The following is a 25586-nucleotide window of genomic DNA, read 5'->3' on the forward strand; positions in this document are numbered from 1 at the left end:
AGAGCCGTCAAAAGGCAAGATGTCGGGCGAACATTTGGTGTGCAGTCCTTGCGGTGTATTGACCCGTTTCCCTTTGGGAAGTGCATTGCGCATGGGGTCGGCCCGGAGGTGCTGCTGTCGCTCTTGCCTGTTTTCGCGTCTAGCGAAGCCTTACATTATAGCGCGCTGCGTAATTTTCAAGCAGGATTTGAACCGGGATTGAGGCGATTACGCAACTCCAGGCGGCGCGCTTCCAGCGCCTTGTAGCGCTCCAGGGCGCGCGGATCGCTTCCGACTGCCGCTATCGCCTCGCTTTGCTGGACCTTGAGCAGGTCGTCCAGCATGTAGTCGAGCACGTTGCGCAGTTCCCGTGCCGAATCGGCCGCCTGTTCGCCCTCGGCGTCTCCGATGGGGCCGCCGTCGGGGCCCGTCATGACGCGCAGGGCCAGCGTCTCGAAGGGCATGGTGCGCATGCCTTCGCGCAGGGCTGCCCAGGGCTGCACCCCGTGCTCGTGTGATTGGCTGTCGAGCCAGGCGAAGAGCTGGCCGTGCTCGCCCGGCAGGTCGCACAGCAGCGCGTGCAGCTCCTGGGAGAGGCGTTCCCATTCCGCCATGTTCGACAGAATCAGCCTGGCCGCCACGTCGGGGCGGCTGGTCGGCAGCTTCCGGCCGCCGGGTGGCGGCAGCGGAGGGGAGGGTTTGCGCCAGGACTTGAAGCGTCGCTTTTCGGACGAAGACGAAGGGCGCGGAAAATCGTCGACCCATTCGACGCGCTCGCTCCGGTCATTCCAGTCGTTCCAGTCACTCTCGGCGCGCGTCGGGGCAGAGGGCGGAGGTGCCGGGGCTCGCGGCGCGGCCGGGGCCCACAACTCGCCCAGTTCCTGGCCGCTCAGTTGGACCAGGGTGGCGATCTCGCCCAGCAACTGGCGCTTGAGCGCGCCCTCGGGCATGGCGCTCCAGAGGGGGCGTGCGTTGCTGGCCATGTGGGCGCGGCCTTCCGCCGTACCGAGATCGCAGCCTTCGCGGGCGGCCTCGATCATGAAGCGGCTGAGCGGCGTCGCCTCGTTGACGAAGCGCGCAAAGGCGTCGGCGCCGAATTCGCGGATGAAGCTGTCCGGGTCGTGCTCCGACGGCAAGAACAGGAACTTGATGCTGCGCACGTCGGTGGCGTAGGGCAGGGCGCCGTCGAGCGCCTTGCGCGCGGCGCGTCGGCCAGCGGCGTCGCCGTCGAAGCTGAAGACGACGGATTCGGTGAAGCGGAATAGCTTCTGCACGTGCTCCGGCGTGCAGGCGGTGCCCAGTGTCGCCACGGCGTTCGGGAAGCCCAGTTGCGCCAGTGCCACCACGTCCATGTAGCCCTCGGTCACGAGGGCGTAGCCGCGGTCGCGGAAGGCGGCTCGCGCCTCGTAGAGTCCGTAGAGCTCACGCCCCTTGCTGAAGACCGGAGTTTCGGGCGAGTTGAGGTATTTGGGTTTCTCGTCCCCCAGCACCCGTCCGCCGAAGCCGATGCACTCGCCCTTGACGTTGCGGATGGGGAACATCACACGGTCGCGGAAGCGGTCGTAGCGCTTGCCTTCCCCGTTGTCGTCGGCCTCCCCGACGATCACCAGCCCGCTTTCGGCCAGCAGGGGATCGTCGTAGTCGGGAAACACGCTCGCCAGCGTGCGCCAACCCGCTGGCGCGTAGCCGATGCCGAACTGGCGGGCAATTTCACCGGAGACGCCGCGTCTCTTCAGATAGCCGATCGCGCCTTGCGACTGGCGCAGGTGCTTCCGATAGGCTTCGCCGGCCTTTTCCAGCACCTCGGAGAGCGTGGCCTGCTTCTGGCGCTGACCAGCGGCGCGGGCGCGTTCCTCGGGCGAGGCATCGTCTTCCGGCACCTGCATGCCGTACTGGCCTGCCAGGTCGTGCACGGCCTCGACGAAGCCCATTCCGGCGTGCTCCATCAGGAAGCCGATCGCGTTTCCGTGCACGCCGCAGCCGAAGCAGTGATAGAACTGCTTGGTCGGGCTGACCGAGAACGAGGGCGACTTCTCCCCATGGAATGGGCACAGGCCCATGAAATTGGCGCCCGCCTTCTTGAGCTGAACGTAGCGGCCGACAATTTCCACCACGTCGGCACGTGCGATCAGTTCCTGGATGAATGAAGCGGGGATGGTCATGGAGGCGAAGAGCGGCAGATGATACGCAAGCCATCAACACGCCGCCGGCCGGCGGCATACTCGTCTTCCCGAAACCGACGCATGATCCGCCGAACCATCACCCATGCAGTGCCCCTGTTGCGCCACCCGCTGAGATTCATGTGGGAGGCGCTGAAGGGGTTCAGGGCCAACCAGGGCCTGCTTCTGGCGGGCGCGGTCGCCTACTACGCGCTGCTGTCGATCGTGCCACTGCTGATCGTGAGCGTGATCGCGCTCTCGCGCTTCATCGAGCAGGCGGCGCTGCTGCGCGCGGTCGGACGCTATCTGGAGTGGCTGCTGCCGGGGCAGTCGCGGGCGATCATTACCGAGCTTTCCAACTTCCTGACCCATGCGGACGTGCTTGGCCCGGTGCTGTTGGTCACGATGATCTTTTTCAGCTCGCTTGCTTTCACGGTGCTCGAAAGCGCGATGGCAGTCATCTTTCACCACCGCAAGGCGGATCACTCGCGTCATTTTCTGATCTCGGTGGTGATGCCGTACATCTACATCCTGTGCCTATGCATCGGCTTGTTGCTGGTCACCTTGGTGTCCGGTGCCCTGCAGGTGATCGGGGAGGAACGCATCGAACTCCTCGGCCGCAGCTGGTCGCTGTCTGGCGTGTCGGGCGTGCTGCTCTACCTGCTCGGGCTGGCCGGCGAGATCTTCATGCTGACCTCGCTCTACCTGGTGATGCCGGTGGGCCGGCTCCGGCTGCGACATGCGTTGCTGGGCGGGGTGACCGCGGCGCTGCTGTGGGAAGTCACGCGCCGGGTGCTGGTGCTCTACTTTGCGACGCTCTCGCAGGTCAACGTGGTCTACGGCTCGTTGACCACGGCCATCGTCGTGCTGCTCAGCCTGGAGATCGCCGCAACGCTCGTGCTCTTCGGCGCCCAGGTGATCGCCCAATACGAGCGCCTGGAGCGCACCGGCAGCGTGACCCCGCTCGACGACACCGAGGGAGCCCTGGGCAGCGTCAGCGCGGCGCGAGCCGGATCGCGCCGTCGAGTCGGATCACCTCGCCGTTGAGCATGTCGTTTTCGATGATGTGCTTGGCGAGCTTCGCGTAGTCCTCCGGCGTGCCGAGGCGCGAAGGAAACGGCACGCTCGCGGCCAGCGCGTCTTGCACCTCCTGCGGCATGCCGAACAGCATCGGCGTGCCGAAGATGCCCGGCGCGATCGTCATGTTGCGAATGCCGTTGCGCGCCAGATCGCGCGCGATCGGCAGGGTCATCCCGACGACGCCCCCTTTCGAGGCGCTGTACGCGGCTTGGCCGATTTGCCCGTCATAGGCAGCCACCGAGGCCGTCGAGATCAGTACCCCGCGCTCCCCGGTCGCTTCGGGTTCGTTCTTGCTCATCGCCTCGGCCGCAAGACGAATCATGTTGAAGCTGCCGATCAGATTCACCGTGACCGTCTTGCTGAACACCGCCAGCGCATGTGGCCCGGTCTTCCCGACCGTCTTTTCGGCCGGCGCGATGCCAGCGCAATTGACCAGCCCCGCCAGCTTGCCTAGCTTCAGCGCGGCAGCCACGGCGGCTTGACCGTCCGCTTCCTGGCTCACGTCGCACTTGACGAAAACACCGTCAATCTCCTTGGCGACTGCCTCACCCTTGTCGGCCTGCATGTCGGCAACGACCACCTTGCCGCCATTCGCGGCGAGCATCCGCGCCGTGCCCTCACCCAGCCCCGAAGCGCCACCGGTGACGATGAAAACCTTGCCGTCGATCTGCATGAAGAGTCTCCTGAACGATATGACCCGTGATTATGGAATCCGAAGTGAACGCCGCCCTGGCGCGAGCAAAAAAGAAGGGCCCCGTCGCAAGAACGGGGCCCCCTGAATTGGATCCAGAAGGACCCAAGGAGACAATCAGCGCCCGCTGGATGCGGGCTTGTCAATCAGCGCTTGCGCGAGGCGGTTTGCGCCGTGCTCTTGGCAGCGTTCACGGCCGTGGTCTGCACGGCCTGAAAGTTGGCTTCGGCGACGTCGGAAGCTTGCTTGACAGCCTTTTGCACCGATTCGAAAGCGTTGTTGGCAGCAGCCACGGCGCTCTTCATCACGGCAACGGCGGTTTCCGAACCGGCGGGTGCGTTCTTGGCGGCGCTGTCGACCAGGCCGACGAAGGCTTGCTGGGCTTCAGCGGCCTTGACTTCGAAAGCCTTGGTGAATTCGGCGCCGGTGCCTTGGGCGATGTCATACAGGTGACGGCTGTAGGCGGCGGTCTTTTCAGCCAGGGGCTGGTACAGGCTGGCTTGCAGGGTGAGCAGTTCTTGCGCATCCTTGACGCTCAGCAGGGCTTGCGTCGTGCCGGCGGCTTCGGTCAGTGCTGCCTTGGAGGCGGTCACGTTGAGTTCGACGAGCTTTTCGACGCCTTCGAAAGCCTTGGTGGTCAGGCCGAAGAGGGTTTCGAGGTTGGCTTTTTGAGCAGAAATCAGTTGGTCAGCGGTCAGGGCCATGTGGGAACTCCAGTTGAAAGAAAAGGGGGGATTCACAGTGAGCTGCCTCTGAACTTTTGTTGCGGTGCAGCATGGACTCAAGTATAGGCAGCTTCACTTCCAAAACAAGAATTTTCTGATGCACTGCAGCAATTTAGAACGCGCCTTCTAAATGGGCCCTGACAATGTTCCCAATGCGTGCGTTTTATTCCGGCCAATTCGTCTTGCCTCTGCCCACCGGCCACCGTTTCCCAATGGGACGGTATGTCCTTCTTCGCGATCGACTCGAACAGCACTTGCCCCAGATCCAGATGTTCGAGGCACCGCGTGCCAGCGACGGCGAACTGGCGCTGGCACATACGCCGCAATGGATCGCCTCCATCAGCGACGGAAGCGTGAGTCCCGAGGCGATGCGCGAGATCGGCTTTCCGTGGAGTGAGGCGATGGTCGAGCGCTCGCGCCGGTCGACCGGCGCCACCATTGCTGCTTGTCGCACCGCCTTCGGGGAAGGCATCTCGGCCAACATGGCCGGCGGGACTCACCACGCCAGCGCGGGGAAGGGCGGCGGCTTCTGCGTCTTCAACGATGCCGCGGTCGCCGCAAGGCTGATGCAGGCCGAGCACGGCCGGCATGGGGGCCCTCCCTTGCGTGTCGCCGTCATCGACCTGGACGTGCATCAGGGCAATGGCACCGCCAGCATCTTTCGCAACGATCCCAGCGTCTTCACGCTCTCGATGCACGGTCAGAAGAACTTCCCGTTCCGCAAGGAAGCCAGCGATCTCGACGTCGAACTGCCGGACGGTTGTGCCGACGACGACTATCTTGCCGCCCTCGAACATGCGCTGGACGAACTGGATCGGCGGTTCACGCCGGGCCTGGTGATCTATCTCGCAGGGGCCGATCCCTTCGAACGCGATCGCCTCGGCCGTCTCAAGCTGAGCTTCGACGGCCTGGAGGCACGCGACCGGCGCGTCTTCGATTTCGCCTGGCAACGGCGCATTCCGATGGCCTTCGCGATGGCCGGTGGCTATGCGAGCGACATCGCCGAGACGGTTCAGGTGCAACTGGGCACCTTCAAGGTCGCCTTCGAATACTGGCGGCGCTGGCAAAATGCCGCGCCATGAATGCCCGACCATCCCCCGAACTTCGCACCGGCTACCTCGCCTTTCGCAGCATTCCCACGCGCTGGGCGGACAACGACATGTACGGGCATGTCAATAACGTCGTCTACTACAGCTGGTTCGATACCGCGGTCAATGCGCTCCTGATCGAGCGGGGCGCGCTGGACATCCATCACGGCACGACGATCGGCTTCGTCGTGGAGACGCAGTGCAACTACTTCGCGCCGCTTGCGTTCCCGCAGACGGTGGAGGCGGGGATTCGGGTGGCACATGCCGGCAGCTCCAGCGTGCGCTACGAGATCGCGCTGTTCGCAGAGGGCGCCGAGACCGCAGCGGCACAAGGGCACTTCATCCACGTCTATGTCGACAGGGCGACCCAGCGGCCGGTCAAGTTGCCGGCGGCACTGCTGGCCGTGGTCGACGACCTGCGCGTCTGAGGCAAAAGAAAAACGGCGCCCTAAGGCGCCGTTGGCAATCGCGAACCGGCCCGGAGGCCGATGGGGCTGATTAACCCTTTGTCTTCATGGCCTTGATTTCGGCCTTGCCCTTGGCTTCGTCAGCCTTGGCTTGCTTTTCGCAGGCGTTCTTGGCATCGCCCTTCAGGTCGTCGCACTTTTCCTTGGCGACTTCATAGGTGGCCTTCACCTGTTCTTCCTTCACATTGCGAGCATGGCTTTCGCTGGGCTTGTATTGCTGTTCGAGTTCAGCCTTGGCGACGTTTTCCTTGCCCTTGGCTTCCTTGTCGCAGACATCCTTGGCGTTGTCCTTCAGCGTGTCGCACTTCGCCTTGTCGACCTTGTAGTCGGCTTCGATCTTTTCCTTGGCGACCTTGTATTCGTCACTGGTCATCGCGCTGGCTTGGCCCGCAATCAGGCATGTAGATGCGATGGCGATCATGAGCAGATGTTTTTTCATGGCTTTTCCCTCTGGAGTTGTGAATCGGTTGTTCGGTGAATGAGTGGACGCGGCGTCAGACGCGTTCCATCCAGATGGCAGCAGGGGTGCGGCCGTCGCGGCTTTCCCAGTCGGCCACCTGCTTTTCGGCTTCATCGCGGCTGATGCCATGGCGTTCCTGGATGCGGCCCAGAAGCTGATCGCGCTTGCCGGCGATGACGTCGAAGTCGTCGTCGGTGAGCTTGCCCCACTGCTCCTTGACCTTGCCCTTGAGCTGTTTCCAGTTGCCTTCGACGGTGTCCTTGTTCATGACGTATCTCCTTCAGATCAGGTTTCGTCGCCGACCTGAACTTGTGCTGGTCGGCGTGGACACACTGTCGCGTCAAGGCATTGGCCGCACGGTAGGACGCCCGGGGAACGGTTCGTAGGCACATGCCGACGCAGCCCGTGATAATCGAACGCACATCGAACCCGGAGACAGCGTCCCGCACCATGATCATTCACAGCCTGCTCGATACCGACCTCTACAAGTTCACGATGATGCAGGTGGTGCTGCATCACTTTCCGGGCGCGCGCGTCGAGTACCGCTTCAAGTGCCGCAATCCCGGCATCGACCTGGCGCAGTTCGCCGGCCAGATCCGCGAGGAAGTGCGCCACCTCTGCTCGCTGCAGTTCAAGGATCCGGAACTGAGCTACCTGCGCACGATGCGTTTCATCAAGAGCGACTTCGTCGATTTCCTCGGCCTGTTCCGCCTCAACGAGAAATACATCAACATCATCCCGAAGGCTTCCGGCGAACTCGAGATCCGCATCGAGGGACCCTGGCTGCACACCATCCTGTTCGAGATCCCCGTGCTGGCGATCGTCAACGAGGTGTACTTTCGCAATACCCAGCCGAACCCGGACCTCGCCGAAGGCCGCAACCGGCTCGACACCAAGATCGTGCAGTTGCAGGACGAAGGTCTCGCCGACCTCAAGATCGCCGACTACGGCACGCGCCGCCGTTTCTCCAAGGACTGGCACGAAGAGGTACTGCGCACGCTCGCGACGCGGCTCGGCGCCGTGACCGCGCCCAACCATCCGAGTGCGTCGGGGAAGCTGCCGCAGTTCGCCGGCACCAGCAACGTGCTGTATGCGATGAAGCTCGGGTTGATTCCGCTGGGCACCATGGCGCACGAATATCTCCAGGCCTGCCAGGCGTTGGGGCCGCGGCTGCGCGACAGCCAGATATTCGGCTTCGAGTCGTGGGCGCGGGAGTACCGCGGCGACCTGGGCATCGCGCTGTCGGATGTCTATGGCATGACGGCGTTCCTGCGCGACTTCGACCTTTACTTCTGCAAGCTGTTCGACGGTGCGCGCCACGACAGCGGCGATCCTTTCCAGTGGGGCGAGCGCATGCTGGCCCACTACATCGCCAACCGGGTCGATCCGCGGACCAAGACGCTGATCTTCAGCGACAGCCTCACCGTGCCCCGCACCATCGAGCTTTACCAGCAGTTCCGCGGACGCTGTCAGCTGGCTTTCGGCATCGGCACCAATCTCACCAACGACCTGGGCTACGAGCCGCTGCAGATCGTGATCAAGATGATCCGCTGCAACGACCAGCCGGTGGCCAAGCTGTCGGACACGCCATCGAAGAACATGTGTGAAGACGAAAGGTATCTGGCCTATCTGCGCCAAGTGTTCGAAATCGCCCAGCCCGTCGCATGACAGCGGGGCAAACCACGAAGACTGCTTTGCGCATGCTGGCGGCCGGCGCATTGCCGATGGTGGCGCCGGCCATGGCCTTTGCAGCCGATTTCGACGGGAGTCGCCTTTCTCCGCTGTGGGGCGTGCCGTTCGCCGGCCTTCTGCTGTCGATCGCGCTGATGCCACTGCTGGTGCCGTCCCTCTGGCATCACCACTACGGCAAGGTGGCTGCGGCCTGGGCGCTGGCATTCTTGCTGCCCTTCGCAGGGATCTATGGCCTGTCGCTGGCGAGCGCCCAACTCGTGCATGCGTTGCTGGCCGAATACATACCGTTCATCGTGCTGCTGGGTTCGCTCTTCGCGGTGGCTGGCGGCATCCACATTCGCGGCAACCTGCGCGGGTCGCCCAAGCTCAACACGGCGATTCTGGCGATCGGCGCTGTGCTCGCGAGCCTCATGGGCACGACGGGCGCGTCGATGCTGCTCATCCGGCCGATGATCCGGGCGAACGACAACCGCAAGCACAAGGTGCATGTGGTCGTGTTCTTCATCTTCATCGTGTCGAACGTCGGCGGCTCGCTGACGCCGCTGGGCGACCCGCCGCTTTTTCTCGGCTTTCTGAAGGGCGTTGATTTCTTCTGGACCGCGAAGAACATCTTTCCAGACACCCTGTTCGTCGTCGGTGCGCTGCTCGCCATCTTCTATGCGGTCGATTTCTTCTACTACCGCAACGAGGGCGTGATGCCCTTCGATCCGACGCCCGATACCGGCGCGATCGGCTTCGATGGTGCCGTCAATTTCTGGCTGCTGGGGGGCATCCTGTTCTTCGTCCTGCTGAGCGGCATCTGGAAATCGCCCGTCAGCTTCGACATCCATGGCACCACGGTTGGCTTGCCGGGCATCGTGCGCGACGTGGCGCTGATCGTGATCACGCTCGTCTCGCTCAAGATCACCGCGCCCAACGTGCATGCGGCCAACCAGTTCGGCTGGGAGCCGATGGCGGAGGTCGCCAAGCTCTTCGCCGGCATCTTCCTGACCATCGTTCCGGTGATCGCCATGCTCAAGGCGGGCACGGAAGGTCCGTTCGGCGCCATCGTCTCGGCCGTGACGCGGCCCGACGGCCAACCCGATCCCGCGATGTACTTCTGGGCCACCGGGATCCTGAGCTCTTTCCTCGACAATGCACCGACCTACCTGGTGTTCTTCAATACCGCCGGCGGCGACCCCCAGGCGTTGATGACCACCTACGCGACGACGCTGGCGGCGATTTCGGCCGGCGCCGTGTTCATGGGCGCCAACACCTACATCGGCAATGCGCCCAACCTGATGGTCAAGGCCATCGCTGAAAGCCGCGGTGTGCGCATGCCGAGCTTCTTCGGCTTCATGCTGTGGTCGGGTGTCATCCTGATCCCGCTGTTCATCATTGCGACCTTCATCTTCTTCCGTTGATCATGAGCAAACCCAAAATCCTCGTTGCCCGTTCGATCTTTCCCGAGACCATTGCCCGTCTAGAGGAACACTTCGAAGTCGATTCCAATCCGAACGACGAAAGCTGGAGCAAGGCCCGGCTAATCGAAAAGCTCCAGGGCAAGCAGGGCGTCTTCACCACCGGCAGCGAGCGCATCGACGCCGAGGTGCTCGATGCCTGCCCCGACCTGAAGATCTGCGCCAACATGGCCGTGGGCTACAACAACTTCGACATCGACGCGATGACGGCGCACAGGGTGCTCGGAACCAACGCACCGGACGTGCTGACCGAAACCACGGCCGATTTCGGTTTTGCGCTGCTGATGGCCACTGCGCGCCGCATCGCGGAAAGCGAGCATTTCTTGCGCGCGGGCAAGTGGGAAAAGTGGAGCTACGACATGTTCTCCGGTTCCGACATCCACGGCGCCACGCTCGGCATCATCGGCATGGGCCGGATCGGGCAGGGCATTGCGAAACGCGGCGCGCACGGCTTCGGCATGAAGGTGATCTATCACAACCGTTCGCGGCTCGACGCGGCGCTCGAGGCCGAATGCAAGGCCAGTTACGTGGGCAAGGAAGAATTGCTGAAGACCGCCGATCACGTCGTGCTCGTGGTTCCCTACACGCCGGCATCGCATCACACGATCGGTGCGGCCGAACTGGCGCTGATGAAGCCCACCGCCACGCTCGTCAACATTGCGCGGGGAGGCATCGTCGACGATGCGGCGCTCGCGGCGGCGCTGCGCGACAAGCGCATTGCGGCGGCCGGCCTCGACGTATTCGAGGGCGAACCGAAGGTGCACCCGGACCTGCTCACCGTGCCCAACGTCGTGCTCACGCCCCACATCGCCAGCGCCACGGTGCCTACGCGCCGGGCCATGGCCGACTTGGCGGTCGACAACCTCATTGGCTACCTCATGAACAACAAGCCGGTCACGCCCCTCAACCCCGCAGTGCTTGCGGCCAAATAAGAAGACAACGTCACCCGTGATCGAAACCTGGATCCTGCTGGCCCTCGCGGCCCTGAACTTCATCCTCATCCTGTGGTTGCTGCTGCGCAAGCAGCCGGCGCCCGACCATTCGACGCTGGTCGCGACCCTGGGCGCCGGCAACGAGCGCATCGAGCGCGAACTGCGCCACGAGATCGGCGAGTCCTCGCGCGGCGCCCGGCAGGAAACGGCGCAAGCTTTTGCCACCTTCCAGCAGGCGTTGATCCAGCAAGGCGCGGAGTCCACCCGCACGCAGAATGCGCAGATCGACGCCTTCGCGCAGCAACTCACGCTGTTGCAAAAGACGCTGGCCGACACGCTCAACACCCAACTCCAGGGGCTGAGCGAATCCAATGCGCGCCGACTCGCCGAAGTGCGCGCCACGATGGAGACCCAACTCGCACAACTCCAGCAGAACAACAGCGCGAAGCTCGACGAGATGCGCAAGACGGTCGACGAGAAGCTGCAGAGCACGCTCGAAGCCCGCCTGGGCGAGAGCTTCAAGCAGGTGGCGGACCGGCTCGAACAGGTTCATAAGGGCCTGGGCGAAATGCAGACGCTCGCCGTCGGCGTGGGCAGCCTGCAGCGCGTGCTGACCAATGTGAAGACCCGTGGCGTGTTCGGCGAAGTGCAGCTCGAGGCGCTGCTCGAACAGGTGCTGACGCCCGACCAGTATGCCAAGCAGGTCGAGACCAAGCCCCGCAGCGGCCAGCGCGTGGATTTCGCGATCCGCTTTCCGGGCCGCGGCGGCGATGGCGCGCCGGTCTGGCTGCCCATCGACGCCAAGTTTCCGCGCGACGACTACGAGCGCCTGCTCGACGCACACGAACGGGCCGATCCGGGCGCCGCCGAAATTGCCGCCAAGGCGCTGGAAACACGCATTCGCACCGAAGCAAAGTCGATCGCCGAAAACTACCTGGCCGCGCCGCACACCACGGACTTCGCGATCCTCTTCCTGCCGGTCGAAAGCCTCTATGCCGAAGTGCTGCGCCGTCCCGGCCTGATGGATGCGATCCAGCGCCAGCATCGCGTGACGCTCGCCGGGCCAACCACGCTGCTGGCGATGCTCAACAGCCTGCACATGGGCTTTCGAACGCTCGCGCTGGAGCAACAGGCTTCCGAAGTGTGGAAGGTGCTGGGCGCGGTCAAGACGGAGTTCGAGCGCTACGGCGAATGGGTCTCGCGCATCAAGGAACAGGTGGCGAAGGCTTCCGACACCCTCGACAAGGCGGACACGCGCGCCAAGCAGATGCGGCTCGCGCTACGCAAGGTGGAGGCGTTGCCCGAAGCGCAGTCCCAGGCGCTGCTGCCGCCTGCCGACGGCGACGACGACCTCCAGACGTGAATGCCGGCCTGCTTCGCCTGATCCTCGCGCAGGTCTGCCTGCACGCCGCGATGACGGGCACCCGGCTGGCAGCCCCGCTACTGGCGCTGCGTGAGGGCTACAGTGCGGCCGCCGTCGGGGTCCTGCTGGCGCTGTTCGCGCTGACGCAGGTGTTCCTGGCGCTGCCTGCCGGGCGCTTTGCGGATCGGCATGGACTGCGGCGGCCGTTGACCATCGCCGTTGTTTCAGCCTCGGCCGGAGCCGCGATGGCCGCGGTACTGCCGGTGTTCCCGGTGCTTTGCCTGGCGGCGCTGTTGACGGGGGGCGCCACCGGCATCGCGGTGATTGCGCTGCAGCGCCACGTCGGCCGCGCGGCGAGCAACCCCACCCAACTCAAGCAGGTGTTCAGCTGGCTCGCGATCGCGCCGGCTGCGGCCAATTTCGTCGGTCCCTTCGTCACGGGTCTGCTCATCGACCATGCCGGCCCCACACCGGGCGATTTGCTCGGCTATCGGGTGGCTTTCGCCTTGCTGGCGCTGCTGCCAATTGCTTGCTGGATGCTCGCGCGCGGGACAGCCGAACTCCCCCCGGTGCGCCTGCCACCCGGAGTGCCAAGGCCGCGTGCCTGGGATCTGCTGAGCCAGCCCATGTTCCGGCGCCTGCTGTTTGTGAACTGGCTGCAGTCCGCGTCGTGGGACGTGCACACCTTCGTGTTGCCGATCCTGGGTCACGAGCGCGGGCTGAGCGCGTCGATGATCGGCTCCATCCTCGGCGCCTTCGCGGTGGCTGCGGCCGGCATTCGCGTCGTGCTACCGCTGGTGGCTTCGCGCTTCAGCGAACGCGGCGTGATCACCGCATCGAACGTGGTCACGGCGCTGGTCTTCGCGGCCTATCCATTCATGACCTCGGCGTTCGGCATGGGCGTCTGCTCGGTGGTGCTGGGTGTGGCCCTTGGTGCGGTGCAACCGATGGTGATGAGCATGCTGCACCAGATCACTCCGCACGCGCGGCACGGCGAAGCCCTCGGCCTGCGCGTGATGACGCTCAACGCCTCCAGCGTCGCCATGCCCATGCTCTTCGGCGCAGCCGGCGCCCTGATCGGCGTCGCGGGCGTGTTCTGGATCGTCGGCGGCGTGGTGGCGCTTGGCACCCGCTCGGTCTGGGGACTGCAGGCTCCGTCGCGCGAAGACCAGCCCGTTCAGAGTTTGTAGAAAGTCTTGATGTAGTCCCAGGCGTCTTGCGGGGCATCCACGTATTCGATCAGCTTCACGTCGTTGGGCGAGATCACACCTTCCTCGGCCAGGAACTCGAAATTGATGAGTTGCTTCCAGTAGTCCGAGCCGAACAGCACGATCGGCACAGGCTTGGCCTTGCGGGTCTGTACCAGCGTGATGACCTCGAACAGCTCGTCCAGGGTGCCGAAGCCACCGGGAAAGGCCACCAGCGCCTTTGCCCGCATCATGAAATGCATCTTGCGAATCGCGAAGTAGTGGAACTTGAAGCTCAACGCCGGGGTGACGTAGGGGTTGGCTTCTTCCTCCATCGGCAGCGCGATCGCCAAGCCGACGGAGAGGCCTCCACCTTCGTACGCGCCGCGGTTGGCCGCCTGCATGATGCCCGGACCGCCGCCGGTACAGACGAAGAGCTTGTCCTGGGGCTCCTTGTCGTTGCTGTACTGCGCGACGAGCTTGCCGAAGGCACGCGCCTTTTCGTAATAGTGGGAACTGCGTGCGAGCTTGCGCCAGCGGTCGGCCGCGATCGAGTCGCCGGATGCCTCGGCTTGCGCGATCAGCGCGCCTGATTCCTCTTCGCTTCGAAATCGCGCGCTTCCGAAAACGACCACCGTGTTCTCGATGCCGTGCGCGCGCATCTCGAGGTCGGGTTTCATGAGCTCGAGCTGCATGCGCAGTCCGCGCGTTTCGCGGCGCAGCAGGAATTCGGGGTCGGCGAAAGCCAGGCGCGAAGGATCGGTGTGCAGGGGAAGGCCTTTGTCCGCATGGGCCTGCAGAGTGGCCCAGGCGTCGGCGAGGCGCTTGTCGTGGAGGTCGTGTGTGCTGTTGGGCATGGTCTTGCGAGGAAAGCGAGGCTGAATTGTGCGCCTTGCAGATTTCGGGCCCGGTGCGTCGGAACGCACGCAAAAAAGGCTCCCGAAGGAGCCTTTTTCAGGGTGATCGGTCGCTCAGACGCGCTTGCGGTATTCGCCGGTGCGGGTGTCGATTTCGATGCGGTCGCCTTGCGCCACGAAGAGCGGCACGCCGATTTCGAAACCGGTGGAGATCTTGGCCGGCTTCATGACCTTGCCCGAGGTGTCGCCCTTGACGGCCGGTTCGGTCCAGGTGATTTCGCGCTCGACGCTGGTCGGCAGTTCGACCGAGATGGCCTTGCCGTCGTAGAACACCACTTCGACCGGCATGCCGTCTTCGAGGTAGTTGAGCGAGTCGCCCATGTTCTCGGCTTCGACTTCGTACTGGTTGTACTCGGTGTCCATGCAGACGTACATCGGGTCGGCGAAGTAGGAATAGGTGCATTCCTTCTTGTCGAGCACGATCTGCTCCATCTTGTCGTCGGCCTTGAAGACCACTTCGGTGTTGAAGTTGGCGATCAGGCTCTTGAGCTTCATGCGCACGGTTGCGGAATTGCGGCCGCCACGGCTGTATTCGGTCTTGAGGACGACCATGGGGTCCTTGCCGTGCATGATCACGTTGCCAGCGCGGATTTCTTGAGCGATTTTCATAATCAGGGTCTCTGGATGTTGGCCGCTCGGTGCGTCGTCGAGCCCTCTGGCCCTTCTGGCGCATTCACCGCGGCGGGTTCAGCGGATGGTGCGGCAATCGGGGAACGCCCCGGCCGGAAATCCGCAAAGCCCGCAATTTTAGCTTTTTTGGGCGACGAAACGCTGCAGCCGCGTCAAAAGGTCGTCCTGTTCGAGCAGGCATGCGCGTGCGGCCAGCGCGCTGGAACCCCAGGATTCGAGCGTCGTCGGGTTCAGATCCGGCAATCGATCCCTTGCCATGCCGTTCCAGAGATGGTGGAAGCCGCGCAAAGAGGGCGCGGCGTTCATCCAATCCATCAAAGCGTTCAGTTTGGTGTGGTGCGCGTCGTCGTCCTGCGGGTAGATCTGCCAGATGAAGGGAGCGCCGGCCCAGATCGCCCGAACCAGGGAGTCTTCGCCACGGACGAAATTCAGATCGCAGGTCCAAAGCAGGTGGTCGAATTCGGGTTGCGGCACATGGGGCAGCCATGAGATCGAAAGCGCGCCGCGCTGTGCGGGACCGGGTGGCAAGGCGGCCGCGGCGCGTCCTGCCGTGACCAGCAAGCGGGTGGGCCGGTCGGCGCGCTCGAATTGGGAGAGCAGGGCTTCGAGCGCCGGCGGTTCGTAGCAAAACAGCGAGACGAGGCGTTCGCCTTGCCAGGGGATGCCTTGGCTTGCGAGCCACGCGCCGCGATCGAATCGCTCGCGCCGCGCTATCAACTCGGGCTCGCGCAGCAGGCCGCCCGTGGCTCTGGTGAAGCCTGGATAGAAGAAATGCTTGGTCAGCCCGGCGCCGGGTGCCCTGAAGACGGGGGAGGGGAGGCCGTGCAGGCGCTCGACATAGGGCTCGGCCGACAGGTATTCCAGGTTGATCCATCGGTGAGTCGAGCCGTTTCTTGGCGCGTGCAGCGCGAACATTGCAACGATTTCTGGCGCGGGATCGCAGCCGAAGGCCTCGATCAACACGTCCGGGGCGGGTGCGTTGGTGGCCTGGATTTCCGCCGTCGCCGCAGTCCAGGCGACGACAGAAACCCCTTCGCAACCTTCGGGCGCCATCCAGGCCAGCGCGGAGGGATCGTCGATCCACAAGCGCACCGTCTCGCCTTCGCCGCTGAGCGCAGCGGCCAGCCGCCAGCAGACGCCGGCGTCGCCATGGTTGTCTATCACCTTGCAGAAAATGTCCCAGCGCATCGCGGGATACTCTACAGCCCCCCAATGGAGACACCGGAGACAGATTCCATGTCACATCACTCCGCCGACATCCTCTGGCAACGCGACGGTCAGGATCTCGTCGGCAATCGCTACAGCCGTCGCCACGCGATCCGCTTCGACGGCGGCGCGGAATGGGTCGGCTCGTCCTCTCCGCACGTTGTGCCGCTGCCGATGTCGGATGCCACGGCCGTCGACCCGGAAGAACTCTTCGTCGCTTCGCTGTCGAGCTGCCACATGCTGTGGTTCCTGTCGATAGCGGCATCGCGCGGCTTTTGCGTGGAACGCTACGCCGACAGTGCCGACGGCCGGATGGGGCGCAACGCTGCCGGCAAGTTGGCGATGACCGTCGTCACGCTGCGGCCGCAGGCGCTTTTTTCCGGCGAGCGCCTGCCGACGCGCGAGCAAATCGAAGCCATGCACCACTCGGCGCACGACCAGTGCTTCATCGCCAATTCGGTCCACACCGACGTGCGCTGCGAGCCAGTGCTGGAAGACGGGACCCCACAGTAAACACAATGGCTGAAACGCATTCCGATCAATTGCTCAGCGAAGTGGCGGCATTGCCGCAATTGCCTGGTGTCTATCGCTATTTCGACGCGGCAGGTGCGGTGCTCTACGTGGGCAAGGCGCGCAATCTCAAGAAGCGCGTGGCGAACTATTTTCAGAAGAATCACGCCGGCACGCGCATCGGCCACATGATCTCGAAGATCGCCCGCATGGAGACCACGGTGGTGCGCTCCGAGGCCGAGGCGCTGCTGCTCGAGAACAACCTGATCAAGACGCTCAAGCCGCGCTACAACATCCTGTTTCGCGACGACAAGAGCTATCCGTATCTCAAGATCGCCTCGCACACCTTCCCCCGGCTGGCGTACTACCGCGGGTCGGTCGATCGCAAGCACCGCTATTTCGGGCCGTACCCAAGTGCGTGGGCGGTCAAGGAGTCGATCCAGCTGCTGCAGAAAGTGTTCAAGCTGCGCACTTGCGAAGACACGGTCTACAGCAATCGCACGCGGCCCTGCCTGCTCTACCAGATCAAGCGCTGCAGCGGCCCCTGCGTGGGCTACATCACGCCCGAGGATTACGCACAGGACGTCGCCAACGCCGAGGCCTTCTTGATGGGTGACACGCAGGTCGTTCTCACGCAACTCGAGGCGCGGATGATGTCCCACGCCGAGAAGCTGGAGTTCGAGCAGGCGGCCGAATTGCGCAACCAGATGTCGGCGCTGTCACGTGTGCTGCACCAGCAGTCGATCGAGATCGCCTCCGACAAGGATGTGGACATCCTCGCCGTCAAGGTGCAGGGCGGCAAGGCCTGCGTGAATCTCGCGATGGTGCGCGGCGGCCGGCACCTGGGCGACCGTGCCTATTTCCCGGTGCATGTGGAAGACGCCACGCAGATCCAGCATGGCGAGCGGGATGCCGAGAGCGACGACGAACCGCCGTTGTCCGACACGGTCGAGGTGCAGGTACTCGAGGCCTTCATCGCGCAGCACTACATCGACGTGCCCGTGCCGGCCACGCTGGTTCTGAGCGAACTGGTGGGCCGCGAGCTCATCGAGGCGATTTCGCAGCAGGCGGGCACGCGCGTGACCGCCGTGTTCCAGCCGCGGGAGCAGCGTCGCCACTGGCTGGAAATGGCGTGCAAGAACGCGGCGCTCCAACTCGCGCGCCTGCTTGCGGAGGAGGGCTCTCAACAGGCGCGCACGCGCGCGCTGGTCGATGCGCTCGAACTGGCGCCGGACGATCTCGACAACTTCCGAGTCGAGTGCTTCGACATCTCGCACACGGCGGGCGAAGCGACGCAGGCTTCGTGCGTCGTGTTCGAGCATCACGCCATGCAGAACCGCGAATACCGGCGCTACAACATCGAGGGCATCACGCCGGGCGACGACTATGCCGCGATGAGGCAGGTGCTGCATCGCCGCTACGGCAAGCTGGCCGAGGCGATGGCGGCGGAGACCGATGCGCCCCCTGCCGGCGATGCCGCGGGCGCGGGCACTGATGCACGGCCGGGCACGCGGACCGCGCGCATGCCGGAACTGGTGCTGGTCGACGGCGGCAAGGGCCAGGTGTCGATGGCGCGTGAAGTGTTCAGTGAGTTGGGGCTGCCGCTGTCGCTGATCGTCGGCGTGGAGAAGGGCGAGGGTCGCAAGGTCGGGCTCGAGGAGCTGGTGTTCGCCGATGGCCGCGAGAAGGTCTATCTTGGCCGCGATTCGGCGGCACTGATGCTGGTCGCGCAGATTCGCGACGAGGCGCACCGATTCGCCATCACCGGCATGCGCGCCAAGCGGGCGAAGATCCGGGTGGGCGGCAGCCAGCTCGAAGATATTCCTGGCATCGGGCCCAAGCGTCGCGCGCGCTTGCTGCAGCGCTTCGGCGGAATTCGCGGCGTTGCGGCAGCCAGCGTCGAGGACATCGCTTCGGTCGAGGGAATCGCTTTTGACCTTGCCGAGGAAATCTATAGAGCCTTGCATTGACCGGTCCCCGGCCTCGCACCGGGGCGGGCCATATACTCGTTCCAATGTTCTGGACTCTGCCAACGATCATGACCTGGACGCGCATCGTCGCGATTCCGTTGATCGTGGGTGTGTTCTACCTGCCGCTGTCGGAGCCGATGCGCAATCTCATCGCGACGGTGATGTTCATCGTGTTCGCGGCAACCGATTGGCTCGACGGCTTCTTGGCGCGCCGGCTCAACCAGACTTCGGCGTTCGGCGCCTTCCTCGATCCGGTCGCCGACAAGTTCCTCGTGTGTGCTTCGCTTCTCGTGCTGGTGCACCTGAATCGCGCTGACGTGTTCGTGGCGCTGATCATCATCGGTCGCGAGATCGCAATCTCCGCGCTGCGCGAATGGATGGCGCAGATCGGCGCCGGCAAGAGTGTCGCGGTCCACATGGTCGGCAAGGTCAAGACCGTGGTGCAGATGGTGGCGATCCCCTTCCTGCTCTTCAACGGCATGCTGTTCGGTGTGATCGACACCGGCGCCTGGGGCCAGTGGCTGATCTGGATCTCCGCCGTGCTCACCGTCTGGTCGATGGTCTACTACCTACAGAAGGCCATTCCCGAGATCCGGGCCCGGGCGAAATGACGGGGGCGGCCCGTTCGGCGGGCTGGCTTCGCATCATGCCAGCGGTCTTCGTGCTGATCTGGAGCACCGGCTTCATCGTGGCGCGGTATGGCATGCCTTACGCGCCGCCGCTCAAGTTCCTCACGGTGCGCTATGCACTCTCGGTGATCTGCTTCCTCGCCTGGGTCCGGGTGGCGCGCGTCGCGTGGCCGCGAGATCGGGTGCAGTGGGGTCATCTCGCGGTCACCGGCGTGCTGATGCAGGCGGGCTACCTGGGTGGCGTCTGGGCGGCCGTCAGGGCCGGAATGGGCTCCGGCCTCATCGCATTGCTGGTCGGTATCCAGCCGGTGCTGACCGCCGTCTGGATGTCGATGACTGGCGGCACGATCACGCGTCGCCAGTGGGCGGGACTGTTCCTCGGATTTCTCGGGCTCGTGCTGGTCGTGTCGCGCAAGCTGGGACAGGGCGGGGAGGTCAATGTGCTGACGATGGGGCTGGCGCTGATGGCGCTCCTGTCGATCACCGCCGGCACGCTGTATCAGAAGCGCTTCGTCGCGCCTCGCGACGTGCGCAGCGCGAATGCGATCCAACTCGCAGCGGCGCTGCTGGTCACGCTGCCCTTCGCTGCGCTGGAGACCGACAGCATCCAATGGAACCTGGCTTCAGGTGGTGCGATGGCATGGTCCGTCCTCGCGCTGTCGCTGGGCGGCAGTTCGCTGCTCTATATCCTGATCCAGCGCGGCACCGCCACCGCCGTCACGAGCCTGCTCTATCTCGTGCCGCCGTGCACCGCCGTGATGGCTTGGCTCTTGTTTGCAGAGCCGATCACCGTGGTGACGCTGGCAGGCATTGCGACGACCGCCGTTGGCGTGAGCCTGGTGGTGCGCGGCGAGCGCTGAAAGCTCAGCGCGAACGCGTGGGGTCGACCTTCCACGGCTCGCCGCGAAAACGTTCCACCAGAAAGTCGATCAGTACCCGCACGCGCCGGGGCGTCTTGGGTCGCCACGGCGCGACCCATTGAATGTCGGCATCCGGCATCGCGAGTTGCGGCAGCACGCGCACCAGTTCGCCCGAGGCGAGGTGAGGTGCAATGTCCCAGAGGCTGCGCAGCATGATCCCGCGACCGGCCAGGCACCAGTCGCGCACCAATTCACCCGAGTTGCTCGACAGTGGACCGCGCACGTGGACGCGAACCGTGGTTCCGTCCTTGACGTGGCGCAGCGTCCAGAGCGCGAATTCACGCTCGCTGCCTTCGCTGTTCTCGCGTGCCACGAGGCAGTCGTGCGACGCGAGCGCAGCAGCGTCGGCCGGAAGACCATGGTGTTCAAGATACGCCGGAGCAGCCGCCAGCACGCGCTGGTTGCGCGCGACGCGGCGCGTGACCCAGTCGCCTGCACGGCGATGTTGGGGCTGCCACAACCACACGGCACCGTCGTGTCCTTCCGCGCCCAGGTCGGGCAGTTTCTCCGCCAGCGTGAGCTGGATCTGCAGTCCGGGATGCTGCTCGTTGAACGCCGCGAGCGCCGGCCCGAGCCAGCGCCTGCCGAATCCGAAGGTGGCGACGAGCCGGATGGTGCCGCTCAGTTCGCTCTGGCGTTCGCCCAGTTCGTTCTCGAGCGCGGCGAAGCCGTCGAGCAGGCCTTTGGCATGCAGGCACACCGCTTCGCCGTCCGCCGTGGCGCTGAGTCTGCGCGTGGTGCGGTCGAACAGCCGCTGGCCCAGTCGCGCCTCCAGCGACCCGAGCCGTTTGGTCACCACGGAAGGAACGACGTTCAGCGCGAGCGCGGCACCGGCGAGGCTTCCGCGCGCGCGGATCGCCATCACGAGTTCCAGATCACTGCGTTCCATTGCTGCCATTTGGGAAAGTATCAATTGGCTGATTGTTGCTTGATGAAGAGAGGTGTGCAACGCACAATTCATCGCATGTTGGCTTCGTTCTCCACCTTCGACTTGTCGCGCGACGGTGTTCGGCTGCACGGACGCGTTGGTGGCAACGGCGCACCCCTGCTGCTGCTCCATGGGCACCCGCAGACGCACGTGATCTGGCATCGCGTGGCGCCAGTGCTGGCCGAGCACTTCACCTTGGTCATGCTTGATCTGCGCGGCTACGGGGACTCCGGCCGTCCCGTGGCCGATGCGGCCCATGTCCGCTACAGCAAGCGCGAGATGGCGCTCGACGCGCTCGCCGCCATGCGGCATCACGGTTTCGAGCGCTTCGGCGTGCTCGCGCATGACCGGGGGGCGCGCGTGGCCCATCGGCTCGCGGCAGATCGCCCGGAGGCGGTGGAGCGCCTCATGGTGCTCGACATCGCGCCGACGCTCGCGATGTACGAGGACACGTCCGAAGCTTTTGCGAAGGCCTATTGGCACTGGTTCTTCCTGATCCAGCCGCCGCCGTTGCCCGAAGCGCTGATCGAATCGGATCCGGTGCGCTATGTGCGCAGCGTCATGGGCAGTCGCCATGCGGGTCTTGCGCCCTTTGCACCGGAAGCGCTCGCGGAGTACGAACGCTGCGCATTGATCGATGGCAGCGCGAAATCCATCTGCGAGGACTATCGGGCCTCGGCCACCATCGACCTGGATCACGATCGCGCCGACATCTCGGCCGGCCGCAAGCTCACGCAGCCGCTGCGCGTGCTGTGGGGCGAGCATGGTGCGGTCGGGCGCTGCTTCGATGTGCTGGCACTCTGGCGCGAGCGCGCCGACGACGTCTCGGGCGAAGCGCTCGCCTGCGGCCACTACATTCCCGAGGAAGCGCCGCACGACCTGCTGGCACGCGCGCTTCCCTTTTTCAACGCGACCCACAAGGATTGAGACATGAGCACCCAACGAATCGCAGTCATCGCCGGCGACGGCATCGGCAAGGAAACCATGCCCGAAGGCCTGCGCGTGCTCGATGCCGCAGCGCGCAAGTTCGGCATCGACCTGAAGTTCGACCACTTCGATTTCTCGAGTTGGGACTACTGCGAGAAGCACGGCAAGATGCTGCCCGACAACTGGAAGGACCAGATCGGCGGGCACGACGCGATCTACTTCGGAGCGGTCGGCTGGCCCGAGAAGATCGCTGACCATGTGTCGCTCTGGGGCTCGCTGCTGCTTTTTCGTCGCGAATTCGACCAGTACGTCAACCTGCGCCCCGCGCGCCTGATGCCGGGCATCGTCGCGCCTGTGGTTCGTCGCGATGGCACGCCACGGCAACCGGGTGAGATCGACATGTACATCGTGCGCGAAAACACGGAGGGCGAGTACTCGAGCATCGGCGGCAGGATGTACGAAGGCACCCCGCGCGAGATCGTCGTCCAGGAGACCGTGATGTCGCGAGTCGGCGTGGACCGTGTGCTCAAGTTCGCGTTCGATCTGGCGCAGTCGCGCCCGAAGAAGCATCTCACCAGCGCCACGAAGTCCAATGGCATCTCGATCACCATGCCTTACTGGGACGAGCGTGTGGCTGCCATGGCGCAGAGCTACCCGGACGTCAAGCTCGACAAGTTCCACATCGACATCCTGACCGCGCACTTCGTGCAGCGCCCTGACTTCTTCGATGTGGTGGTGGCGAGCAACCTGTTCGGCGACATCCTGTCGGACCTGGGGCCTGCATGCACCGGCACGATTGGCATTGCGCCTAGCGCCAACCTGAATCCGGAGCGCACCACGCCGTCGCTCTTCGAGCCCGTGCATGGCTCCGCGCCGGACATTGCTGGCAAGGGCATCGCCAACCCGATCGGCCAGATCTGGTGCGGCGCGATGATGCTGGAGTTTCTCGGCCACAAGGCCGCGCACGACGCGATCCTGTCGACGATCGAGAAAGTGCTGGCTCCCGGCAGCGGCGCCCCGCGCACGCCCGACATCGGCGGAACCGCAAGCACGAGCGACCTGGGCAAGGCGATCGCCGAGGCACTTTGAAAAAGACTTGTCAAAACGCCACTAAAATCGCGCTCCTCGCTGTGTTCTAGGGGGGAGTGTCGTATTGACACCCTGTAGACCAGTGGTTGTAATCCTTGTCGGCAGCGCGCTGCCGGCGCGTCAGAACTGCCACCCTTTTTTCGCATTTCGCCCCCGTGGCATCGTCACGGGGCTGGCATCGCTTCTGACGACTGATCAACAATTTTCCTGCAAGGGGCCCTTGTGAACAAAACCGAACTCATTGAGCACATCGCAAAAAACGCCGACATCTCCAAAGCTGCCGCCACGCGCGCACTCGAATCCACCATCGGCGCCATTCGTACAACGCTCAAGAAGGGCGGTTCCGTATCGCTCGTCGGTTTCGGTACATTTGCAGTAGGCAAGCGTGCCGCGCGGACCGGTCGCAATCCGCGCACCGGCGACGCGATTAAAATCAAGGCCGCCAAGATCCCGAAGTTCCGTCCCGGCAAGGCGCTGAAAGACGCGCTGAACTGAGACACTGTTTTCCGGTGGGGTGCTTAGCTCAGCTGGTAGAGCGGCGCCCTTACAAGGCGTAGGTCGGGGGTTCGAGCCCCTCAGCACCCACCACCCGAAGCAAAGGCGAACAGCGTGTTCGCCTTTTTTGTTGCCGTCCCGCAATCCGTCACAGAGAGTGCCCAAGCATGTTTGATTCCTTCCGCAAGTACAACAAGATCATCATGGTGCTCTTGTTCTTGCTGATCATTCCTTCGTTCGTGCTCTTCGGCGTCGATCGGTATCAGGGAAATACGCAAGGCGAAATGGTCGCGCGCGTCGCGGGCCATGAGATCACCCGTCCCGAATGGGATGCGCAGCATCGCAACGAGGTCGACCGAATCCGCCGTCAGGCGCCCAACATCGATCCGGCCTTGCTCGACTCCGATGCAGCGCGCTACGCCACTCTGGAGCGCATGGTGCGTGATCGCGTGCTCGCGGCAGCGGCGTCCAAATCCAATATGACCGTGTCGGAAGAGCGGCTCGCACGCCTTTTTGCGGCGGACTCGGGCCTCGCTTCGTTCCGCACAGCCGATGGCAAATTCGACCGCGAGAGCTTCATGCGCGCGACCGGCCGCACGCCCGAGCAGTACGAGGCGTCGGTTCGCGCCGATCTGGCAACCCAACAGGTGTCTCTGGGCGTTTCGGGTACGACCTTCGCGACCGTCGCCCAGGCCGCCGCGGCGCTCAATGCGTTCTACGATCGCCGCGAGATTCAGGTGGCGTTGTTCAAGCCCGCCGACTTCGCGTCGAAAGTCAGCGTGAGCGATGCCGATCTTCAGGCTTTCTACAAGGACCACGCGGCGCAGTTCCAGGTGCCTGAACAGGCCAGCGTCGAATACCTGGTCCTGGACCTCGAAGCCGCGAAGAAGAACATATCGGTCAGCGAGGCGGATCTGCGGAGCTACTACGACCAGAACAGCGCGCGCTTCGGCACCAAGGAAGAACGTCGTGCCAGCCACATCCTCATCGCCGCGCCGGCCAACGCACCGGCCGCCGAGCGCGAGAAGGCGCGTGCCAAGGCGGAACAACTGCTGGCCGATCTCCGGAAGGCACCCCACACCTTTGCCGAGACGGCACGGAAGAATTCGCAGGATCCCGGATCGGCGGAGAAGGGCGGCGATCTCGATTTCGTGACGCGCGGCGCGATGGTCAAGCCTTTCGAGGATGTGATGTTCTCGCTCAAGAAGGGCGAGATCAGCAATGTCGTCGAGACCGAGTTCGGCTACCACATCATCCAGCTCAACGACATCAAGCCCGCCGTGGTTCCGCCCTTCGACAAGGTGCGTGCCACCATCGAGAACGAAGTGCGCAGCCAGCAGGCCACGCAGGAGTTCGCCAAGGCCGCCGAGATCTTCACAGACATCGTCTACCAGCAGCCGGACAGCCTGAAACCAGCTGCCGAGAAACTGAAGCTCACGATCCAGACGGCTGGCAATGTGGCGCGTACGCCTGCGCCGGGTGCCGCGGGCGCGTTGGCCAACCGCAATTTCCTGAACGCGCTCTTTGCTCCCGACACGCTCGAGCGCAAGCACAACACCGAAGCCATCGAAATCGGGCCAAACCAACTCGCATCGGGTCGCGTCACGCAATACGCTCCGGCGCGCACGCTGCCCTTCGAAGAGGTCAAGGACAAGGTTCGCACGCAACTCATTGCCCAACGCGCGGCCGCCCTCGCAAAGGCCGAAGGCGAGGGCAAGCTGGCGGCCTGGCAGGCGAACCCTGCGGGCGCGACTTTCGGCGCACCTGTAACGGTTTCGCGGCTGGAGATGCAGTCGCAGCCGCCAGCTGTCATCGAAGGCGCGTTGCGTGCCGATACCAGCAAGCTGCCGGCTCTCATCGGAACGGATCTTGGTGCGCAGGGCTTTGCCGTGGTGCGCGTCGTCAAGGCCGTCCCCCGTACGCCGCCCGCGGCGGAGCTGGCGAAGCAGGAGAACGAGCAGTTTGCACAGGCCGTGGGCGCGGCGGAAAGCTCCGCTTACTACGACTTGCTGAAGAACCGCTTCAAGGCTGAAATTTTGGTTCCGAGGCCCTCGGATCCGACGGCGGGCGTCGAACGCTAGT

The 25586-nt window shown here is 64.2% G+C and carries 25 protein-coding genes and 1 tRNA gene; 17 read left to right on the forward strand and 9 right to left on the reverse strand.

Annotated features, from left to right (window positions below; genetic code table 11):
* Positions 1-176: 176 nt before the first annotated feature.
* Complete coding sequence (gene dnaG, locus QTI24_RS00510) at positions 177-2141, reverse strand: DNA primase (protein ID WP_286597655.1); 1965 nt, start codon at positions 2139-2141, stop codon at positions 177-179.
* An 81-nt stretch (positions 2142-2222) separates the two neighbouring features.
* On the opposite strand from dnaG, the gene QTI24_RS00515 reads away from it, so the two are divergent.
* Positions 2223-3185, forward strand: coding sequence for a YihY/virulence factor BrkB family protein (locus tag QTI24_RS00515; RefSeq protein ID WP_286597656.1), 963 nt, complete (start codon positions 2223-2225; stop codon positions 3183-3185).
* Here the strand turns inward: QTI24_RS00515 and QTI24_RS00520 are convergent.
* Together QTI24_RS00520 and QTI24_RS00525 are read right to left on the reverse strand one after the other, a co-directional pair.
* Positions 3133-3891, reverse strand: a complete 759-nt coding sequence (locus QTI24_RS00520) for a 3-hydroxyacyl-CoA dehydrogenase (protein ID WP_286597657.1) — start codon at positions 3889-3891, stop codon at positions 3133-3135. The genes QTI24_RS00515 and QTI24_RS00520 overlap by 53 nt on opposite strands.
* A 164-nt stretch (positions 3892-4055) precedes the next feature.
* Complete coding sequence (locus QTI24_RS00525; RefSeq protein ID WP_286597658.1) at positions 4056-4613, reverse strand: phasin family protein; 558 nt, start codon at positions 4611-4613, stop codon at positions 4056-4058.
* 173 nt (positions 4614-4786) lie between these two features.
* Here QTI24_RS00525 and QTI24_RS00530 point away from each other — a divergent pair, with 173 nt between their 5' ends.
* Positions 4787-5716 (forward strand): histone deacetylase family protein, encoded by a 930-nt coding sequence (locus tag QTI24_RS00530; protein WP_286597659.1) that lies wholly within the window; start codon positions 4787-4789, stop codon positions 5714-5716.
* Complete coding sequence (locus tag QTI24_RS00535) at positions 5713-6150, forward strand: acyl-CoA thioesterase (RefSeq protein WP_286597660.1); 438 nt, start codon at positions 5713-5715, stop codon at positions 6148-6150. Before QTI24_RS00530 ends, QTI24_RS00535 begins: the two co-directional genes overlap by 4 nt.
* Before the next feature lie 70 nt (positions 6151-6220).
* Here the strand turns inward: QTI24_RS00535 and QTI24_RS00540 are convergent, their stop codons facing one another.
* Positions 6221-6628, reverse strand: coding sequence for a hypothetical protein (locus tag QTI24_RS00540; RefSeq protein ID WP_286597662.1), 408 nt, complete (start codon positions 6626-6628; stop codon positions 6221-6223).
* Between the two features lie 55 nt (positions 6629-6683).
* Positions 6684-6917, reverse strand: coding sequence for a CsbD family protein (locus tag QTI24_RS00545; protein WP_286597663.1), 234 nt, complete (start codon positions 6915-6917; stop codon positions 6684-6686).
* 182 nt (positions 6918-7099) lie between these two features.
* Here QTI24_RS00545 and pncB point away from each other — a divergent pair, with 182 nt between their 5' ends.
* From pncB to QTI24_RS00570, 5 genes are read left to right on the forward strand one after another with little or no spacing between them, the layout of a single operon-like run.
* The gene (gene pncB, locus QTI24_RS00550; RefSeq protein WP_286597664.1) at positions 7100-8317 is read left to right on the forward strand and encodes a nicotinate phosphoribosyltransferase; all 1218 of its coding nucleotides are present in this window, start codon (positions 7100-7102) and stop codon (positions 8315-8317) included.
* A 32-nt stretch (positions 8318-8349) separates the two neighbouring features.
* The gene (locus QTI24_RS00555) at positions 8350-9744 is read left to right on the forward strand and encodes a sodium:proton antiporter (protein WP_286597665.1); all 1395 of its coding nucleotides are present in this window, start codon (positions 8350-8352) and stop codon (positions 9742-9744) included.
* A gap of 2 nt (positions 9745-9746) precedes the next feature.
* Positions 9747-10733 (forward strand): 2-hydroxyacid dehydrogenase, encoded by a 987-nt coding sequence (locus tag QTI24_RS00560; protein WP_286597666.1) that lies wholly within the window; start codon positions 9747-9749, stop codon positions 10731-10733.
* Between the two features lie 19 nt (positions 10734-10752).
* Entirely contained in the window at positions 10753-12096 is a 1344-nt protein-coding gene (locus QTI24_RS00565; RefSeq protein ID WP_286599223.1) for a DNA recombination protein RmuC, read from the forward strand.
* A complete protein-coding gene (locus QTI24_RS00570; protein ID WP_286597667.1) occupies positions 12093-13286 on the forward strand; it encodes an MFS transporter in 1194 nt (397 codons plus the stop codon). Before QTI24_RS00565 ends, QTI24_RS00570 begins: the two co-directional genes overlap by 4 nt.
* Here QTI24_RS00570 and QTI24_RS00575 read toward each other — a convergent pair.
* The 3 genes from QTI24_RS00575 to earP form a co-directional block, all read right to left on the reverse strand.
* The gene (locus QTI24_RS00575; RefSeq protein WP_286597668.1) at positions 13274-14140 is read right to left on the reverse strand and encodes an LOG family protein; all 867 of its coding nucleotides are present in this window, start codon (positions 14138-14140) and stop codon (positions 13274-13276) included. The two genes, QTI24_RS00570 and QTI24_RS00575, sit on opposite strands and share 13 nt — an antisense overlap.
* A 114-nt stretch (positions 14141-14254) precedes the next feature.
* Entirely contained in the window at positions 14255-14809 is a 555-nt protein-coding gene (gene efp / locus QTI24_RS00580) for an elongation factor P (protein WP_286568623.1), read from the reverse strand.
* Between the two features lie 138 nt (positions 14810-14947).
* Positions 14948-16018, reverse strand: coding sequence for an elongation factor P maturation arginine rhamnosyltransferase EarP (gene earP / locus QTI24_RS00585; RefSeq protein ID WP_286597669.1), 1071 nt, complete (start codon positions 16016-16018; stop codon positions 14948-14950).
* Between the two features lie 48 nt (positions 16019-16066).
* Here earP and QTI24_RS00590 point away from each other — a divergent pair, with 48 nt between their 5' ends.
* From QTI24_RS00590 to QTI24_RS00605, 4 genes are read left to right on the forward strand one after another with little or no spacing between them, the layout of a single operon-like run.
* Complete coding sequence (locus QTI24_RS00590) at positions 16067-16549, forward strand: OsmC family protein (RefSeq protein WP_286597670.1); 483 nt, start codon at positions 16067-16069, stop codon at positions 16547-16549.
* 5 nt (positions 16550-16554) lie between these two features.
* Positions 16555-18516, forward strand: coding sequence for an excinuclease ABC subunit UvrC (gene uvrC, locus QTI24_RS00595; RefSeq protein ID WP_286597671.1), 1962 nt, complete (start codon positions 16555-16557; stop codon positions 18514-18516).
* A 44-nt stretch (positions 18517-18560) separates the two neighbouring features.
* Positions 18561-19127 (forward strand): CDP-diacylglycerol--glycerol-3-phosphate 3-phosphatidyltransferase, encoded by a 567-nt coding sequence (gene pgsA / locus QTI24_RS00600; protein WP_286597672.1) that lies wholly within the window; start codon positions 18561-18563, stop codon positions 19125-19127.
* A complete protein-coding gene (locus QTI24_RS00605) occupies positions 19124-20005 on the forward strand; it encodes a DMT family transporter (RefSeq protein ID WP_286597673.1) in 882 nt (293 codons plus the stop codon). The genes pgsA and QTI24_RS00605 overlap by 4 nt, the downstream gene beginning before the upstream one ends.
* 4 nt (positions 20006-20009) lie before the next feature.
* Here the strand turns inward: QTI24_RS00605 and QTI24_RS00610 are convergent, their stop codons facing one another.
* A complete protein-coding gene (locus QTI24_RS00610; protein WP_286599227.1) occupies positions 20010-20954 on the reverse strand; it encodes a LysR substrate-binding domain-containing protein in 945 nt (314 codons plus the stop codon).
* 75 nt (positions 20955-21029) lie between these two features.
* Here QTI24_RS00610 and QTI24_RS00615 point away from each other — a divergent pair, with 75 nt between their 5' ends.
* The 5 genes from QTI24_RS00615 (at position 21030) to QTI24_RS00635 (ending at position 25585) form a co-directional block, all read left to right on the forward strand.
* Positions 21030-21920 carry an alpha/beta fold hydrolase gene (locus QTI24_RS00615; RefSeq protein WP_286599228.1) on the forward strand — a complete coding sequence of 297 codons (891 nt, stop codon included), beginning with the start codon at positions 21030-21032 and terminating at the stop codon, positions 21918-21920.
* Positions 21921-21923: 3 nt separating this feature from the next.
* Positions 21924-23009 carry a tartrate dehydrogenase gene (locus QTI24_RS00620; protein ID WP_286597674.1) on the forward strand — a complete coding sequence of 362 codons (1086 nt, stop codon included), beginning with the start codon at positions 21924-21926 and terminating at the stop codon, positions 23007-23009.
* 222 nt (positions 23010-23231) lie between these two features.
* Positions 23232-23504 (forward strand): HU family DNA-binding protein, encoded by a 273-nt coding sequence (locus QTI24_RS00625; protein ID WP_007830705.1) that lies wholly within the window; start codon positions 23232-23234, stop codon positions 23502-23504.
* A 17-nt stretch (positions 23505-23521) separates the two neighbouring features.
* Positions 23522-23597: transfer RNA gene (locus QTI24_RS00630), tRNA-Val, on the forward strand.
* A gap of 74 nt (positions 23598-23671) precedes the next feature.
* The gene (locus QTI24_RS00635; RefSeq protein ID WP_286597675.1) at positions 23672-25585 is read left to right on the forward strand and encodes a SurA N-terminal domain-containing protein; all 1914 of its coding nucleotides are present in this window, start codon (positions 23672-23674) and stop codon (positions 25583-25585) included.
* The last annotated feature ends 1 nt before the right edge of the window (position 25586 follow it).

Origin of the sequence: Variovorax sp. J22P240, from assembly GCF_030316855.1 — a bacterium.
Classification (GTDB): domain Bacteria; phylum Pseudomonadota; class Gammaproteobacteria; order Burkholderiales; family Burkholderiaceae_C; genus Variovorax.